17 protein-coding genes are annotated in these 17,939 nt (G+C 47.4%); all 17 read left to right on the top strand.

Going from position 1 to position 17,939, the window contains the following annotated elements:
- Positions 1-180 (top strand): hypothetical protein (locus JO375_RS00740; protein WP_229522673.1); only part of this gene is annotated, 180 nt, incomplete at its 5' end.
- 54 nt (positions 181-234) lie between these two features.
- Positions 235-1,422: a GNAT family N-acetyltransferase gene (locus tag JO375_RS00735; protein ID WP_229522672.1), complete on the top strand. Its 1,188-nt coding sequence runs from the start codon at positions 235-237 to the stop codon at positions 1,420-1,422.
- Between the two features lie 491 nt (positions 1,423-1,913).
- Complete coding sequence (locus JO375_RS00730) at positions 1,914-2,378, top strand: CtsR family transcriptional regulator (protein ID WP_229522671.1); 465 nt, start codon at positions 1,914-1,916, stop codon at positions 2,376-2,378.
- A gap of 84 nt (positions 2,379-2,462) precedes the next feature.
- Complete coding sequence (locus tag JO375_RS00725) at positions 2,463-2,987, top strand: UvrB/UvrC motif-containing protein (protein WP_229522670.1); 525 nt, start codon at positions 2,463-2,465, stop codon at positions 2,985-2,987.
- A gap of 28 nt (positions 2,988-3,015) precedes the next feature.
- Complete coding sequence (locus JO375_RS00720) at positions 3,016-4,080, top strand: protein arginine kinase (RefSeq protein ID WP_229522669.1); 1,065 nt, start codon at positions 3,016-3,018, stop codon at positions 4,078-4,080.
- 43 nt (positions 4,081-4,123) lie between these two features.
- Positions 4,124-6,568: an ATP-dependent protease ATP-binding subunit ClpC gene (gene clpC / locus JO375_RS00715; RefSeq protein ID WP_229522668.1), complete on the top strand. Its 2,445-nt coding sequence runs from the start codon at positions 4,124-4,126 to the stop codon at positions 6,566-6,568.
- A gap of 239 nt (positions 6,569-6,807) precedes the next feature.
- Positions 6,808-8,181 (top strand): DNA repair protein RadA, encoded by a 1,374-nt coding sequence (gene radA / locus JO375_RS00710; RefSeq protein WP_229522667.1) that lies wholly within the window; start codon positions 6,808-6,810, stop codon positions 8,179-8,181.
- A gap of 12 nt (positions 8,182-8,193) precedes the next feature.
- A complete protein-coding gene (gene disA / locus JO375_RS00705) occupies positions 8,194-9,270 on the top strand; it encodes a DNA integrity scanning diadenylate cyclase DisA (RefSeq protein ID WP_229522666.1) in 1,077 nt (358 codons plus the stop codon).
- A 54-nt stretch (positions 9,271-9,324) separates the two neighbouring features.
- Positions 9,325-10,071: a CDP-diacylglycerol--serine O-phosphatidyltransferase gene (pssA, locus tag JO375_RS00700; protein ID WP_229522665.1), complete on the top strand. Its 747-nt coding sequence runs from the start codon at positions 9,325-9,327 to the stop codon at positions 10,069-10,071.
- Between the two features lie 189 nt (positions 10,072-10,260).
- On the top strand, positions 10,261-11,346 hold the full coding sequence (locus JO375_RS00695) for a PIN/TRAM domain-containing protein (RefSeq protein ID WP_229522664.1): 1,086 nt from the start codon (positions 10,261-10,263) through the stop codon (positions 11,344-11,346).
- 70 nt (positions 11,347-11,416) lie between these two features.
- On the top strand, positions 11,417-12,115 hold the full coding sequence (gene ispD / locus JO375_RS00690; protein ID WP_229522663.1) for a 2-C-methyl-D-erythritol 4-phosphate cytidylyltransferase: 699 nt from the start codon (positions 11,417-11,419) through the stop codon (positions 12,113-12,115).
- Positions 12,112-12,588 (top strand): 2-C-methyl-D-erythritol 2,4-cyclodiphosphate synthase, encoded by a 477-nt coding sequence (gene ispF, locus JO375_RS00685; protein ID WP_229522662.1) that lies wholly within the window; start codon positions 12,112-12,114, stop codon positions 12,586-12,588. Before ispD ends, ispF begins: the two co-directional genes overlap by 4 nt.
- Positions 12,589-12,627: 39 nt before the next feature.
- The gene (gene gltX, locus JO375_RS00680; protein ID WP_229522661.1) at positions 12,628-14,088 is read left to right on the top strand and encodes a glutamate--tRNA ligase; all 1,461 of its coding nucleotides are present in this window, start codon (positions 12,628-12,630) and stop codon (positions 14,086-14,088) included.
- 485 nt (positions 14,089-14,573) lie between these two features.
- On the top strand, positions 14,574-15,254 hold the full coding sequence (cysE, locus tag JO375_RS00675; RefSeq protein WP_229522660.1) for a serine O-acetyltransferase: 681 nt from the start codon (positions 14,574-14,576) through the stop codon (positions 15,252-15,254).
- Between the two features lie 24 nt (positions 15,255-15,278).
- Positions 15,279-16,682: a cysteine--tRNA ligase gene (gene cysS / locus JO375_RS00670; RefSeq protein ID WP_229522659.1), complete on the top strand. Its 1,404-nt coding sequence runs from the start codon at positions 15,279-15,281 to the stop codon at positions 16,680-16,682.
- Positions 16,679-17,137, top strand: a complete 459-nt coding sequence (locus tag JO375_RS00665) for a Mini-ribonuclease 3 (protein WP_229522658.1) — start codon at positions 16,679-16,681, stop codon at positions 17,135-17,137. Before cysS ends, JO375_RS00665 begins: the two co-directional genes overlap by 4 nt.
- Before the next feature lie 55 nt (positions 17,138-17,192).
- Positions 17,193-17,939, top strand: coding sequence for a 23S rRNA (guanosine(2251)-2'-O)-methyltransferase RlmB (gene rlmB, locus JO375_RS00660; protein ID WP_229522657.1), 747 nt, complete (start codon positions 17,193-17,195; stop codon positions 17,937-17,939).

The following is a 17,939-nucleotide window of genomic DNA, read 5'->3' as shown; positions in this document are numbered from 1 at the left end:
CCGTTAAGCCCTCCAGCGCCGATGGTACTTGGACCGCAGGGTCCTGGGAGAGTAGGACGCCGCCAAGCAATAAGTAAAGAAGATCATAATCTCATTGAGATTATGATCTTTTTTTTGTATTTTTACAATTTTTATGTATATCTGAGGTTGACAGCGAGAAAAGGCTTTGCGACACTCTAGTGGGTAATCTTTTGATGAAGGCATAAGAAAGTATACGAGCGAGGTGAGGAAGTTATGGAGATTAGACAATTACAACGTGAGGAATTTGATGCTGCTATTGAATTATCCCAATATGCTTTTCAGTTAACAATGTCTCCGGAGGATCTGGAGAAATTGAAGAAAAAGTTTAAGCCAGAACAAACATGGGGCATCTTCGACGGACTTGAATTGAATGCCAAGCTGACTTTGCTACCCTTGCAGGTATACATACATGGTCAGGTTTTTAAGATGGGTGGCATTGCAGGTGTGGCAACATGGCCGGAAAAGCGTCGCGGGGGCATGGTTTCACGTTTATTGACGCATGCGCTTAAAGAGATGAAGTCTGCGGGACAGAGCCTTTCTTTTCTGCACCCATTCTCTTTTGCTTTCTATCGTAAATTTGGATGGGAAACGTATATTGAGTACCAAAAGTATGTCATTCCGATTGATAAATTCCCTGTTAAGCATAAAGCAGAAGGCATAGTCAATCGGGATATTAAAGATATTTTTGAACTGAACCAAGTGTATCAAGCGTATGCCTCACGTTATAATGGTACGTTGGTACGAGATCAGGAATGGTGGCAAGAGCGGATTCTCAATAAGAACTATAGAACCGCAGTTTATTACTCTGAAGCAGGCACCCCTCAAGGATATGCACTGTACAAAATTGAAGATAAGCAGTTAAATTGCGATGAATTGGTATATGAGAATGAAACGGCACGTCTGGCTTTATGGACTTATTTTGCAAATCATGATTCCATGATAACTCAAGGCAAATTTATTTACATGCCTGCAGATGACAATCTGCCGTTTTTGCTTGATGATCCACGAATTCAACAGGAGACGGTGCCATATTTTATGGGACGTATTGTGGATGCGGCTGCTTTTGTAGAGAAATATCCTTTTTCAGCAATTGGACAGGAAACACGTTTGACCTTAAAGCTGACAGATCATTATGCTCCGTGGAATGAAGGGATATGGACATTAACGATAAACCCGGAAGGGAAAGGATGTTTACAGCGAGTAGACACAAGCAATTCTGACGAAAACATAATAGCTGCTGATTTGAATCTTGGCATCCAATCGTTGACGACTCTAATGCTTGGCTACCAACGGGCTGATGATCTAAATAAGTGGGGACGTATTGAAGGAAGTCGTGAGTCTGTGTCAGCACTGAAGCGCGTAATACCAATAAAACAGACGTTTTTATTGGATTTTTTCTAATCCTACTGTACGTTATCCCAGAAATGCGGAGTGGCACTGAAAGTACTGTTTGTTTCCGTTGTAGCGCATGCAGTAGTACAATTAGCTAAATTATTATGGTTAAATGATATCATGATGATGTTCAGGACTCTTTCCAATTGGGGAGAGTTTTTTCTTTGCTCGTATAAATCATAACTAGATTGCGAAAAATGGTATTGACCCCTTGGCAAAAATGAAAAATATGCTATAATGTGAATATAGTCAAAGAAAGTCAAAGTCAATGAAGTTTAGTGTGATTTTTGTAAGGTGATTATACTGTGTATGATTTATCGCAAATAAAGGTCACACTATAGGCTGAACGACACGTTTCCAAGAGATACAGGAGGGTGAATTGCCCTGCCTCAGGCTTAGATTCGTGACTTTACCGTTTGGTTAAGTTCAATATACGGCGGACTCTAAGGAGCGTGAAATGTACTTGAATACTTGCGTTTCCGTTAGCGGAGGATGATGAAATGCGCAATGTTTCCGATATTATTGAACAATATTTGAAAAGCATGCTGCTGGAAAGTCCCCAAGGTCTAGTGGAAATCCAGCGTAATGATTTGGCTGACCGCTTTTCCTGCGTGCCGTCGCAAATTAATTATGTAATTAGTACCCGTTTTACGCTGGAAAAAGGCTATGTGGTGGAAAGCAAACGCGGTGGCGGTGGTTACATTCGCATTCAGCGGATTCAGTTGCCCGCACAGCATGCGATCCATACTCATCTTCATCAGAGCATTGGGGAGGAAATTAGCCAATCGGCGGCAGACGGACTGATTTATCAGCTAGAGGAAGCACGTTTTTTAAGCAAAAGGGAAGCTGCTTTAATGAAGGCCGCTTTATCGAGGGATACATTGTTACTAAAGCTCCCCTTTCGTGACCAATTGCGGGCAAGGCTGCTTAAGGCTATGCTGATCTCGTTATTGGCGACTAAATAGCTAGTAGCTATTAATCTGTAAATAGAGATTTACGATTGAAATGTAGGGATTTGTAGAAATCCAGACATTGAAGGAGGTGCTTTTATGCTGTGCCAGGAATGTAATATGCGGCCGGCAACTTTGCATTTCACCAAGATTGTGAATGGCGAAAAGACAGAGTTTCATTTTTGTGAGGCGTGTGCAAGGGAAAAAGGGGAGATGATCCCTGGAACACCCAACGGCTTTTCGATTCATAGCTTGTTGTCGGGGATGCTGGATTTTGACTCCAGCGCCAAGAGCCAGTCTTCCAGCCACAATGGTCCACAGAATCTGCAATGCAAGGATTGTGGCATGACTTACACACAGTTTAGTAAACTGGGGCGTTTTGGGTGCCCGTCGTGCTATCAATATTTTGGCAGTCGTCTTGACCCATTGTTCAAGCGCGTGCATGGAAGCACGAGTCATGTGGGTAAAGTTCCGGTCCGGACTGGAGGCAGACTGAAGATAAAACGGCAGATTGAGGATTTGAAGAAAGAGATGCAACAGCATATATTACAGGAAGAATTCGAGGCAGCTGCCAAGCTTAGAGATCAAATCAGACAGCTTGAAAAAGAAATGACTGAAGAATAAAGTTTGTGAAGAGTAGGAGGGATGCGTGATGCCCAATATCCGATTTACGGAAAAGCCGCTAAGTGATTGGATGCGTGGTGATGCTGCGGATTCGGAGATTGTCATTAGCAGTCGGGTAAGAATTGCGCGTAACTTGCAGCACCTGCCTTTTCCTATGCTTGCTACTAATCAGCAGTCGGAAGAAGTGCTTCAACGCTTGACGGATATCCTTCAGTATGATGACTTGAGCCGGTTTGGCACTTTTCATGCCTTAAAAATATCCGAATTAGATGAGATCGACAAGCAGGTACTGGTGGAGAAGCATTTGATTAGTCCTAATTTGGCCAACGAATCCCGCAACGGTGCTGTATTGATAAGTGATGATGAATCGGTTAGTGTTATGATAAACGAAGAAGATCATCTGCGTATTCAATGCTTATATCCGGGATGTCAGGTTAGAGAAGCCTGGGAACGAGCGATGTTCATTGATGATGCATTTGAAGCGCATGTGGATTATGCGTTTGATGATCGGAGAGGTTTTCTGACCAGTTGCCCGACAAATGTCGGCACAGGTATGAGAGCTTCGGTGATGATGCATCTGCCCGCATTAGTCATGACACACCAAATCAATCGTATATTGTCCGCTGTTTCACAGGTGGGTCTTACCGTTCGTGGCATTTATGGTGAAGGCAGCGAAGCGGCCGGTAATCTGTTTCAGATTTCGAATCAAATTACATTAGGGCAAACCGAAGCGGAGATTATTGAAAATTTGCATGGCGTTGTGCTGCAAATCATAGAGCATGAGCGTTCTGCCAGAGAACGGCTGATGAATGAGTCTATGCTGCGAATTACAGATCGGGTAATGCGTTCATTTGGTATTTTATCATATGCAGCGGTGATCGATTCGAAGGAGGCTGCACAGCGGCTGTCCGATGTACGTCTCGGCGTGGATTTGGGGATTTTGGAGCGTCCATCCACTGCAACGATGAATGAGCTGAATGTGATGACACAACCCGGATTCCTGCAAAAAAGCTTTGGTGATAAAATGAATACGGGTGAGCGCGATATGTATCGGGCGAAGCTGATCCGGCAAAAATTAGGCACAACCCTTTAATATATAGATTGATTGAAATACACACTGTGGAGGTGCAGGATATATGATGTTTGGAAGATTTACGGAACGTGCACAAAAAGTGCTTGCCTTGGCTCAAGAAGAAGCGGTTCGACTGGGACATAACAACATTGGTACAGAACACATTTTGCTCGGTCTTATTCGCGAAGGCGAAGGAATAGCAGCAAAAGCCTTGATTGGCTTGGGACTGGGACTGGAGAAAATCCAGGATGAAGTGGAGACGCTTATTGGACGCGGTCAAGAACAACCGACGAACATTGCCTATACTCCACGAGCTAAAAAGGTTATCGAGCTGTCTATGGATGAAGCCCGTAAGCTGGGTCATACTTATGTGGGCACAGAGCATATTTTGCTCGGCCTTATTCGTGAAGGGGAAGGCGTAGCAGCCCGTGTATTGAACAACTTGGGCATCAGCCTGAACAAAGCACGCCAGCAAGTACTTCAATTGCTCGGCAGCAGCGAAGCTGTTTCCAGCCACCACGGTGCCCCGACTAATGTCAGCACACCAACGCTGGATAGTCTGGCACGCGATCTGACAGCATCTGCGAAGGAAAATAACCTGGACCCTGTTATTGGGCGCAGCAAGGAAATTGAGCGCGTCATTCAGGTGCTCAGCCGTCGTACCAAGAACAATCCGGTTCTGATCGGTGAGCCTGGGGTAGGTAAAACAGCGATTGCCGAAGGATTGGCGCAAAAAATTATAGCAAATGAAATCCCCGAAACGTTGCGTGACAAACGCGTAATGACACTCGATATGGGCTCTGTGGTAGCAGGCACCAAGTATCGCGGTGAATTTGAGGATCGTTTGAAAAAGATTATGGACGAGATTCGTCAAGCCGGAAACATTATTTTGTTCATTGATGAGCTGCATACGCTGATCGGCGCTGGTGGTGCGGAAGGTGCAATTGATGCCTCCAACATCCTGAAGCCTGCACTCGCTCGCGGCGAACTGCAATGCATCGGTGCGACTACGCTGGATGAATATCGCAAATATATTGAGAAGGATGCGGCTTTGGAGCGGCGTTTTCAGCCAATTGCAGTGGATCAGCCTTCTCCGGAAGAAGCGATTCAAATTTTGTATGGCCTGCGGGACCGCTACGAAGCGCATCACCGTGTGAAAATCACAGATGAGGCTATTGAAGCAGCAGTAAGATTGTCGGATCGTTATATTACCGACCGTTTCCTGCCGGATAAGGCCATTGACCTTATTGATGAAGCGGGCTCCAAGGTAAGGCTGAATTCCTACACCGTACCGCCAAACCTGAAACAACTGGAAAACCGTCTGGAAGACATCCGCAAGGAAAAGGATTCAGCGGTACAAAGCCAGGAGTTCGAAAAGGCCGCAGCGTTGCGTGATACAGAGCAAAAAATTCGTGAAGAGCTGGACGTTACAAAAAATCAATGGAAAGAACAACAAGGACGCACAGATTCCGAAGTTACACCGGAGGATATCGCTCAGGTTGTTGCAATTTGGACAGGTGTCCCGGTTAGCAAGCTGAAAGAGGAAGAAACACACCGCTTGCTGAATATGGAACAGTTGTTGCATGAGCGGGTAATTGGGCAGGACGAAGCTGTTAAGGCAGTAAGCCGTGCCATTCGCCGCGCACGAGCTGGTCTGAAAGATCCGAAGCGTCCAATCGGCTCCTTTATTTTCCTCGGTCCAACCGGGGTTGGTAAAACCGAATTGGCACGGGCATTGGCTGAATCCATGTTCGGAGATGAAAATGCGGTTATCCGTATCGATATGTCCGAATATATGGAGAAACACTCTACGTCCCGTCTGGTAGGTGCGCCTCCAGGATATGTCGGATATGAAGAGGGCGGCCAACTGACGGAGAAGGTTCGTCGTAAGCCATACTCTGTTGTGTTGCTGGATGAAATCGAAAAAGCGCACCCAGAAGTATTCAATATTCTGCTTCAAGTGCTGGAAGATGGACGTCTGACCGATTCCAAAGGCCGTGTCGTTGATTTCCGCAACACTCTGATCATCCTGACCTCCAATGTGGGCGCACAGGCGATCAAACGCAACTCTACGCTCGGCTTCACAGCCGTTGTAGATGCGGGTGCGGAATACGATAACATGAAGAGTAAAGTGATGGATGAGCTGAAGAAAAGCTTCCGTCCAGAGTTCTTGAACCGGATTGATGAAATTATCGTGTTCCATTCTCTCGAAGAGAAACATATCGCCGAGATCGTGTCGCTTATGTCTGAGGAACTGCGTAAGCGCCTGAACGAGTACGAGGTGGATTTTGAGCTGACAGACAAGGCTAAGACATTCCTTGCCAAGGAAGGTTTTGATCCGGCTTACGGTGCGCGTCCATTACGTCGTGCAATCCAGAAGCATATTGAGGATCGTCTATCCGAGGAACTGTTGACTGGAAATATTAGCAAAGGTGATGCTCTGCTCATTGATGAGGAGAATGGCGCATTGACAGTAACGAAAAAGGATAACGTATCCGCGAAATCCTAAACGTTTTACTAAATAAAGTTGTGCAGAAGGGTGTCTCGCAGGCTGAAAGCCGCTGCGAAGGCACCCTTTTTATGTATAAAACACTGCGGAATGGTTGGGCAAATGCTTTGGGAAAGTTTGTGATATCGCTTTACGTCCGCCAAGCTTCAATGGTAAACTTTTATTGCTACAGCTCTTTCCGAGCTGTAAAAGATCATTTTGACATGACTCGTCATCAATAAGGAGCCAGAGAATAAAATATGGCTAAAGTAAAAACGAAATATTCCTGTACGGAATGCGGGTATGAATCGCCCAAATGGTACGGAAAATGTCCTGGATGTCAGGCATGGAATTCCATGATAGAAGAAACGGAGAACATTGTAAAAACTCAAGGAATGGGTTCTACCCTTCTTACTCATAGCACAAAAGATAAGCCGCTTCCTATTATTGAGGTGGAGAGTGGCAAAGAAACACGAATTTTGACGGGAATTGGCGAATTGAATCGGGTGCTGGGCGGAGGCATAGTGCCGGGTTCTCTTGTTCTGGTGGGCGGTGATCCGGGAATTGGCAAATCCACGCTTTTGCTGCAAACCTCTAATGAGCTCGCCTTAACCGGTTTAAAAGTGTTGTATGTGTCTGGTGAGGAGTCCGTTCGTCAAACGAAGCTGCGTGCAGACCGTCTGGGTGCCTTGTCCCCTAATTTATACGTATTATGTGAAACAAATTTGGAGACGATTGAAGAAGCGGTGGATAGCTTAAAGCCCGAGTTTTTGGTAATCGACTCTATTCAGACCGTATACTTGCCCGAGGTGACAAGTGCACCGGGGAGTGTGGCTCAGGTGCGGGAGTGTACTTCACGCTTTATGCGAATTGCCAAGGGACTGGGTATCGCTACCGTATTGGTAGGACATGTGACCAAGGAAGGGGCTATTGCAGGCCCGCGTCTTCTGGAGCATATGGTCGATTGTGTTCTTTATTTTGAAGGAGAGCGTCATCATACGTACCGACTGCTGCGTGCGGTCAAGAACCGTTTCGGTTCTACGAATGAGATTGGTATTTTTGAAATGGCTGAAAGTGGTTTGCGTGAGGTGGAGAATCCTTCGGAGCTATTCCTGTCCGAGCGGCCACTGGGGGTGGCTGGTTCGACTGTTGTAGCCAGTGTAGAAGGTACACGACCAGTACTGGTTGAACTGCAAGCACTGATTGCAGCTACGCATTTTCCTTCTCCGCGCCGAATGGGGACAGGAATCGACCATCATCGGATGGGATTAATCATCGCTGTACTGGAAAAGCGGATGGGCATGTTTTTGCAAAACCAGGACGCCTATCTCAATGTAGCCGGCGGTGTGAAGCTGGATGAGCCGGCGGTGGATTTGGCTATAGCAGTGAGCATTGCTTCTAGCTTTCGTGATGCCCCAACCAAGCCGTATGACGTGATTTTCGGCGAGGTGGGGCTGACCGGCGAAGTGCGAGCTGTATCCCGGGCAGAGCAGCGGGTGCGGGAAGCGGAGAAACTGGGCTTCAAGCGCGTGATCATGCCGGAGAAAAGCTTGAAAGGCTGGACACATCCGAAAGGGATTCAAATTATAGGAGTAGGAACGGTGGCAGATGCACTGGCAGCCGCATTAGATTAGGGGGCAATGAAAATGAAAGAAGCGAGCCAACTGGAAAAAATGAACGATTTGCTTCGGCTTGTGGCGCCGGGGACCCCCTTTCGCGATGGATTAGAAAACGTTTTACGTGCTAAAACGGGTGCTCTTCTGGTTGTAGGCTATAGCCCGGAAGTAATGGAAGTCGTGGATGGCGGTTTCTCTATTAATTGTGATTTTTCGCCGAACTATTTGTATGAATTGGCTAAGATGGACGGCGCGATCATATTGAGCGAAGATTTGAAGCGAATTTTGTACGCAAATACGCAGCTGATTCCGGACTCTTCCATTTCGTCGATTGAAACAGGAATTCGGCACCGGACAGCGGAGCGGGTTGCTAAGCAGACAGGTAAGCTCGTTGTGTCTATTTCCCAACGGCGTAATATTATTACGCTGTATCAGGGGACGCTACGGTATGCGCTCAAGGAGATCGGGGTTATTTTAACGAAAGCCAATCAGGCGATTCAGACGCTTGAAAAATATAGAGCTGTATTGGGGCAAGCCTCGACGAATTTGACGGCATCCGAGTTTGAAGAACTGGTGACCATGCCTGAGGTCGTCAATGTCATCCAAAGAATTGAAATGGTGCTGCGCATTAAAATGGAAATCAAACGATTTATTAATGAGCTCGGCAATGAAGGCCGGCTTATCAGCATGCAGATGGAGGAGCTTGTCAGCAATATAGAAGAGGAAGCCTGGCTGCTGTACAAGGATTATGCTAAAGACGACAGCGACGAGAAAATTCGTGAAATTATACTCGGGCTCAAGCGGTCTACGGACGACGAGCTGCTGGATGTAAACCATATTGTGCGTTTATTGGGTTACCCGTCTTCAGCAGCAACATCTGAGGAATATATTGCTGCACGCGGCTATCGGGTACTGAACAAGATACCGCGTCTGCCGAATGTAATTATTCATAATCTGGTGGAGCGGTTTGGGTGCTTCCCGAATGTCATGGCAGCAACGATCGAAGAATTGGATGAGGTAGACGGCATTGGAGAGGTTCGGGCACGTACAATTAAAGAAGGTCTTAAACGTTTGCAAGAACAAGTTTTCATTGACAGGCAAATGTAAATGTAATACAGTGAAAGGATTATAATGGAACAATTCATACATTGAGGTGAAGAGATGATTACCAAATCAATTCCGAACATGTTTACCTTGGGTAACTTGTTTCTCGGAATGATCGCCATTTTATTGGCCGTAGACGGAAAATACAGTCTTGCCGCTATTATGGTTATTGTCGCCATGCTGTTGGACGGACTGGATGGAAGAATGGCCCGGGCGCTGAATGCCCAGAGCGAATTCGGTAAAGAACTGGACTCCTTATCTGATATGATATCTTTTGGTGTAGCTCCCGCAGTTATTATGTACATGGTTGCTTTCCAAGATGCAAATTCGGCTTTGGCCTGGACGGTTACGGCCATTTTTCCGATGTGCGGAGCGCTGCGTTTGGCTCGATTTAACGTACGCCCCGGCGTACCTGGTTATTTTACAGGCTTGCCGATTCCGGCAGCAGGTGGCGTATTAGCAACGTTGTCCTTATTTCATAACACTGTTTCATTGCTTTACATGTCGATTGCCATGCTGCTGGTCTCTTATTTGATGATCAGCTCCATGAGATATCCTAATTTTAAAAAGATCGGACTTCCTAAAAAAGCGCTCTGGATCGCTCCTTGGGTCGTGATTGCAGCGGTAGTGCTGGCCGTTAAATTTCCGGATCAGCTATCAAAATTGATTTTTGTTCCGCTGGTTCTATATGCCTTATATGGAATGAAGCTGAATATCCGCAAGCTTTCACGCAGACGTGGACGCGACCGCGAGCGCTCCGGTCAGGAAGAACAGGACGATCAGTATCGTCATTCGCAACGTTAATATCAGGCAAGAAACAAATAGGCATTTATTTCTTTGAATCATTTCAGGGAGATAAATGCTTTTTTTATGCATAAAAAATGAAAGCACAGGATTAGCTGAGCATGAATTGGATCATACTGGTAAAGAGAGTGATGTATATCCATTAATTGCAGGATGTATGAAAAGAAAAAAAGGAGGTATAAAGGCTCGATGTGGAGAAAGGCTATTTTAACTTTTACAGGATTGTGCGGAGCATGGTTTGGCTACACGTTATACTATCGGGTAGGAGGTATCGTATCTTGGATGCCGCAGTGGTTAAATGATGGTTCTTTACCTGGACTGGCTGTTTGGATGATTGCAGGAGCAGCGCTGTTTATAGCTAGTTGCTCATTTGCAGGTGCATCTGTAGCCAACCGGCTGCAGCGGGGCATTGAACGCTTGATACGGATACCGATGAACGAAATGCTGGCAGGTGCCATTGGTATGGTGATGGGATTGATACTTTCCTTGGCAGCATACCCGCTTTTATCATGGTTGGGGGCACCCGGTCTACTGATTCAGACAGCTGTTACCATCGTATGCGGATATGTCGGTTTGATGGTTGGTCTGGCCAAGAGAGACGAGCTGTCATCCTTTTGGAGTTCCGGTTTTTTTGGCCGGATGACAGATGTGGAAGAACGCAAGCTGGAGGAACATAAAATTTTGGATACCAGCGTCATTATAGACGGGCGTATTGCAGATATTTGCAAGACAGGTTTTATTGAGGGAACCATTGTGATCCCTGAATTTGTGTTGGAGGAACTTCAGCATATTGCAGATTCTTCTGATTTACTCAAGCGCAATCGTGGACGTCGGGGGCTGGATATTCTGAATAAAATCCAAAAAGAGCTGGATGTCAATGTGCTCATTTATGAAGGGGATTTTGAAGAAATTTCAGAAGTCGATAGTAAGCTGGTCAAGCTGGCAAAGGTGCTGCAGGGTAAAGTTGTAACCAATGATTTTAACTTGAACAAGGTATGCGAGCTTCAAGGCGTATCGGTGCTCAATATTAACGACTTGGCGAATGCAGTCAAGCCTGTCGTGCTTCCCGGTGAGGAAATTATGGTACAGATCATTAAAGACGGCAAGGAACATGGGCAGGGTGTGGCCTATCTGGATGATGGAACGATGATTGTTGTGGAAGGCGGACGCGACTATATTGGTTCCCTGATGGAGGTGCTGGTTACAAGTGTGCTTCAGACCTCTGCGGGCCGTATGATCTTTGCCAAGCCAAAATTATTGGAAAAAGCTCAATAAACGCGGTATGATGAAGTAGATGTGTTATCATACGGATCGTCCAAGTGCGATCAGGGCAGGAGCTATTTCAATGAATAATCGGGTAGGAGTCGTCATTGTGGCGGCTGGTCGCGGCTCCCGTATGGGAACGCAGGAGAGTAAGCAATTCTTGCTTTTACGGGACAAGCCCATCTTCATACATACACTTGAGATTTTTGCAGCCATGCCCGAAGTGCATGAAATGGTGATGGTGACGGGAGCCGAAGATGTGGAGCGTTGCCGGGATTGGATTCGTCAATACCAGATCAGTAAAAACGTACAGGTGGTGGCTGGTGGCAGTGAGCGCCAGCATTCGGTTTATTACGGTCTGCGCCACTTGCAGGCGGATTGGGTGATGGTGCATGATGGTGTGCGCCCGCTGATCCAGCCTGAGCTTGTACGTTCATGTCTGGAGGCGGCTCAGCGTTCCGGTGCTTCTGTAGCAGCGGTACCTGTAAAGGATACGATCAAGCAAGTGAACGGAGATGGTATCATTACGTCAACGCCGGATCGCCGAAGTCTGTGGAGTATTCAAACGCCACAGACTTTTCGTCTTTCCGATTTGCTTCGGGCATATGAGGAAGCAGAGCAGGCAGGATTTTTGGGAACAGATGATTCGATGCTGGTAGAGCGGCTAGGGATACCGGTGACGGTCGTCCAAGGCAGCTACAGGAACATCAAAATTACTACGCCTGAGGATTTGGAGATGGCGGCGTTATGGGTAAAGACAGAGGGGGAGGATCTGAAGTGATCAGAGTAGGACAAGGATTTGACGTTCACCAGCTGGTGGAAGGAAGGCCCTGCATCATCGGAGGTGTGAATATTCCCTACGAAAAAGGCCTGCTGGGCCATTCCGATGCAGACGTGCTGCTGCATGCCATTAGCGATGCCATCCTGGGAGCGCTCGGCCTGGGAGACATCGGGAAGCATTTCCCTGATAGCGACCCGGAATTTAAGGATGCCGATAGCCTCAAGCTGCTGGAGCACGTGTGGGGACTGGCCAAGGAGCGCGGGTATCGCTTGGGGAACATCGATTCCACGATTATTGCACAGAAGCCCAAAATGGCATCGTACATCCCGCAGATGAATGAAGTCATTGCCCGGGCGCTGGAGGCAGAGGACCCATCGCAGGTTAACGTGAAGGCAACTACGACAGAGCAGCTTGGTTTTACCGGACGGGGCGAAGGGATCGCTGCTCAATCGGTTGTCTGTCTTATCAAGTAAATGCTATCATCTAGAGTAATTTGATTTGGAGGAGATTATATGAGCACGGAAGTTCGTGTACGCTATGCACCAAGCCCTACGGGGCATCTGCATATTGGAAATGCCAGAACGGCATTATTTAATTATTTGTTTGCCCGCAATCAAGGCGGAAAATTTATTATTCGCATTGAGGACACAGATGTGAAGCGCAACATTGAGGGCGGGGAAGAAAGCCAGCTTAAATATTTGAAATGGTTGGGCATGGACTGGGATGAGAGCATAGACGTAGGAGGCGAGTATGGACCTTATCGCCAGACCGAACGTTTGGACATATATAAAACATATTGGCAGGATTTGCTGGATCGTGGCTTGGCTTATCGGTGCTACTGTACTGAAGAAGAACTGGAACGCGAGCGCGAAGAACAGATGGCGCGCGGGGAGACTCCACGCTATTCAGGGAAACACCGTGATTTGACAGAAGAACAGTGTCAGGCATTTGAAGCGGAGGGCCGTGTACCAAGTATTCGTTTTCGCGTACCAGAGGACCGCGAATATACGTTTGACGATATCGTTAAAGGTCAAATTACGTTTAATTCCAAGGAAAGCGGCGATTTTGTAATCGTCAAAAAAGACGGTATTCCAACATATAACTTTGCCGTAGCGATTGACGATCATTTGATGAAAATATCGCATGTGCTGCGGGGTGAAGATCATGTTTCCAATACACCACGGCAATTGATGATTTTCGAAGCTCTCGGCTGGGAGCCGCCACGCTTCGGTCATATGACGCTGATCGTGGGCGAGGATCACAAAAAGCTAAGCAAACGCAATGAATCCATTATTCAGTTCATGGAGCAGTATGACAAGCTGGGCTATTTGCCAGAAGCCATATTCAATTTTATTGCGCTTTTGGGCTGGTCCCCGGAAGGCGAAGAAGAAATCTATGATCGGGAACAGTTAATCTCGATTTTTGATCCCAATCGTTTGTCCAAAAGCCCGGCAGTGTTCGATACGAACAAGCTTGCTTATTTGAACAATCATTATATTAAAAAGGCTGATCCTGAGCGGATTGCCTGCATGGCGATTCCACATTTGCAGGCAGCGGGACTGTTGCCGGCTGAATTGTCGGCAGAACAGCAGGATTGGGCCAGAGCACTCGTTCGCTTATATCAGGAGCAGATGACCTCTGCGTCCGACATTGTAGCGTTGTCTGAGCTGTTTTTCCGTTCGCATCTGGAGATGGACGACGAAGCGGCGGCTGTGCTGTCCGAAGAGCAGGTGCCTGTGGTACTGAGAGCCTTTGCCGACAAGGTTGAAGCGAGCGAGGAATTTACGGCTCCACAAATGGCCAAGCTGATCAAGGAAGTGCAAAAAGAAACCGGCTTTAAGGGGAAACAGTTGTTTATGCCGATTCGTGTGGCCCTTACTGGTCAGACCCATGGACGGGATCTGAATGAAACCATTTATTTGCTCGGACGTGACAAGGTGTTGGATCGACTTAAGGAGCAAAATAAAGGCTGATATTTCTTGTCAATTTGTTGTCTTTTCGCTATAATGACTCCATTGATATGGATTGATATTTACGTGTAAAGGCTGCGAACAGGAGAAGTACACTGCATAAGGCATCTGCCAGAGAGGACGGCCGAGGGAAACCCGGGCTGGAAGCCGTCCAGATGACCTGCGGAGGAAATGCACCTGGGAGTTGTGCGCCCGAAACCTAATCAGCGTCAACGGCTGATAGTGGCAAGGGCGTAACGAGTCGTTCCCGTTACCGGACGCCTAAGACGGACTTTCCTGCTTTTTAGGCAGAGGTTATGTCCGAAGCAGAGTGGGACCACGTTCATGCGTCTCTGCAGCTCAGGCTGCGGGGGCGCTTTTTCATTTTTATCAGCCTCTGACTCGGTATAAGCTGAAAAATGTCGAAGCGTGCTGATGGATTCGAAAATTGACGAAACGTGCAATGTTATGAAGATGTGGCAACGATATGGAGGGAATAGGAGGGCGACATGTTCAGACATATCAAATCCGACATTCAGACTGTTTTGGATAATGATCCGGCTGCTCGGAGCAAGCTGGAGGTCTTTTTTACGTATTCCGGCGTCCATGCCCTCTGGGCACACCGAATCGCACATTGGTTTTATTTGCGAAACTGGTGTACTTTATCCCGTGTTATATCTCAAATATCGCGATTTATGACAGGTATTGAAATTCATCCCGGCGCCCGGATCGGAGAACGGCTGTTCATTGACCATGGCATGGGAGTAGTCATCGGCGAAACCTGTGAGATCGGCGACGATGTCGTATTGTATCAAGGAGTTACGCTTGGAGGGACCGGCAAAGAGAAGGGTAAGCGTCATCCCACCATTGGGAATAATGTTGTCATAGGCTCTGGTGCCAAAATATTGGGTTCTTTTACAGTTGGAGCGCAGTCCAACATTGGCTCCAACTCGGTAGTACTTAAAGAGGTTCCCCCTAACAGTACGGTGGTAGGTATCCCGGGGCGAGTGGTCAGACAGAATGGCATACGCCCAGACCGGCTCAGTCACCAGCTGCCTGACCCGGTCGTGGATTCTATACAGGGCCTCCAACTGGAAATAGAACGATTACGTGCAGAATTGTCTGATTTGAGGGAGGAGCGATCAGCTCAGAAACATCCGGTGACCCAAGAGAATAAATTACAAGGATAATTTTCATAAGGGAGGAACATAACGATGCCGCTTCAAATTTATAATACAATGACGAGGAGCCGGGAGCCTTTTGTGCCACTGGAGCCCGGGAAGGTTAAAATGTATGTATGCGGGCCAACCGTATATGATTACATTCATATTGGTAATGCACGGCCTGTTATCGTGTTCGACGTGGTGCGCAGCTACCTGGAATATTTGGGTTTTGATGTGAACTATGTGGTGAATTTTACGGATGTCGATGACAAGCTGATCCGCAAAGCTCAGGAACTTGGTGTGGATGTTCCGGCAGTTGCCGAAAAGTTTATCGCGGCCTACTATGAGGATTTGGCCGGATTGAATGTTCCTGCTGCCAGCATAAACCCGCGTGTAACGGAGAGCATGGATCTGATTATAGAGTTTATTAAGGAACTGGTAGACAAAGGCTATGCTTATGAGAATGATGGTGATGTGTTCTATCGGACCAAAATGTTCAAAAGCTACGGACAATTGTCCGGTCAAAATCTGGAGGAGCTGCAGTTCGGAATTCGCATCCAGGTGGATGAACGCAAGGAAAATGCCGAAGATTTTGTCCTCTGGAAGGCGGCAAAGCCGGGAGAAATTTATTGGTCGAGCCCTTGGGGGAACGGACGACCAGGGTGGCATATCGAATGCTCAGCTATGGCTCGCCATTACTTGGGAGATACGCTCGATATCCATGGAGGCGGACAGGATTTACAATTTCCGCACCATGAATGCGAATGCGCGCAATCCGAAGCAATAACGGGCAAGCCGTTGGCCCGCTACTGGATGCATAATGGATACATTCGCATTGATAATGAAAAAATGTCGAAATCACTCGGCAATGGTATTTTGGTTAAAGATTTGCGCGCTCGTCACAAGCCTGAGGCTTTACGCTATTTTATGCTGTCGACGCATTACCGCAATCCGTTGAACTACAACCAAGAGACGATGAGTCAGGCGGAGAACAGTGTCGAACGGATTGCTAATGCCGTGGCTAACGTGAACCATCGCCTAGCCAATGCGTTGAAAGGCAACGAAGAAGTGTCGACAGAGCTGCAATCAAAGCTTGACGGGATATTGCAGCAGTTTGGCGAAAAAATGGATGATGATTTCAATACACCTGATGCGATTACTGCTGTATTTGAATGGGTGAGCGAAGCCAATCACTTGTTGCAGCGTGATGTCGTCAACCAGGCAGAATTGCAGGCAGTGCTCCATACCTTTGATTCGATGAATAAAGTACTTCGTATATATTCGGAGCCAGCAGAAGAGCTGCTGGATGATGAAATTGAACAATTGATCGCAGAACGTGTCGAAGCTCGTAAAACTAAAAACTGGGGCAGAGCCGATGAAATTCGTGATCAACTAGCTGCTAAAGGTATTGTGCTTGAGGATACGGCACAGGGTATGCGGTGGCGTCGAAAATGAGTGATAAGCCACTGAATACGGGGGCTTTAGAGGGCGCGGGAAACTGGTTTCCGTATCCTGCGTCCAAACCGACCCGTCTAATGCCTCCCATTGCGCTAGCTTACATTGGCGATGCTGTGTATGAGGTTGCCGTCCGTCAATATTTGCTGGCGCAGCCCAACCTGCGCCCGAATCATTTACACCGGCGAGCCACAGGACTGGTCTCTGCAAAGGCGCAGAGCCGCATGCTGGGACTGCTGGAGAAGGTGCTGACCGAAGAGGAGCGCGACATTGTCCGGCAAGGAAGAAATGCTAAGTCAGGCAGCCTGCCTAAAAATGCAGATGTGCTTGAGTATCGGCACGCGACTGCGCTGGAGGGACTGATCGGCTTTCTGTATTGTGATGGACGTTTGGACAGATTAAGAGAATTGATCACTTATGGTATTGAACAAATGGAAAACACAGAAAAATCATAATTTGGAACGAATCAGATGGATTTAGCATCCGTCGTTTCCCGGGAGGAAGCTAGATATGGAAGAAGAATGGATTGCCGGTAAGCATTCGGTAACGGAGGCCTTACGCTCAGGCAGAACGATCAATAAAATATGGATTGCAGATAATGCGCAAAAGCATTTGACACTACCGATTACGGCTGAGGCAAAAAAAGCAGGAATCATCGTTCAGCAGGTGGACAAGCGCAAGCTCGATCAAATGGTACCGGGGATTCAGCATCAGGGAGTAGTTGCACAGGCTGCGCCTTTTGCCTATGCCGAAGTGGAAGAATTGCTTGCCAATGCTCGTCATAAGGGGGAAGAGCCGTTTTTGATTTTGCTCGATGAAATTGAAGACCCGCACAATCTGGGCTCCATCCTTCGTACAGCAGACTGCACAGGGGCGCATGGTGTTATTGTGCCCAAGAGGCGTTCGGCAGCCGTAACTGCAACGGTGTCCAAAACGTCGGCAGGTGCTGCTGAGTATGTCCCGGTAGCGCGTGTAAACAATTTGGGACAAACCATTGACCGTCTTAAAGAAGAAGGGGTATGGGTAGTTGGCACAGATGTGGCAGCGACTGACCCTGTATTTGGGAATGGAGTATTTACGGGACCCGTGGCCATTGTCATTGGCAACGAAAATAAAGGAATGGGTCGTTTGATCCGTGAGAAATGTGACGTACTCGTCAAGCTGCCGATGGCGGGGCAAATCAATTCTCTGAATGCTTCTGTAGCGGCAGGTGTCGTTATGTACGAAGTATTGCGCGGGCGACAGGTACGGGACTAA

It is taken from the genome of Paenibacillus farraposensis (assembly GCF_020736845.1).
GTDB lineage: Bacteria > Bacillota > Bacilli > Paenibacillales > Paenibacillaceae > Paenibacillus > Paenibacillus farraposensis.
This window is presented reverse-complemented; position numbering and strand designations above follow the sequence as displayed.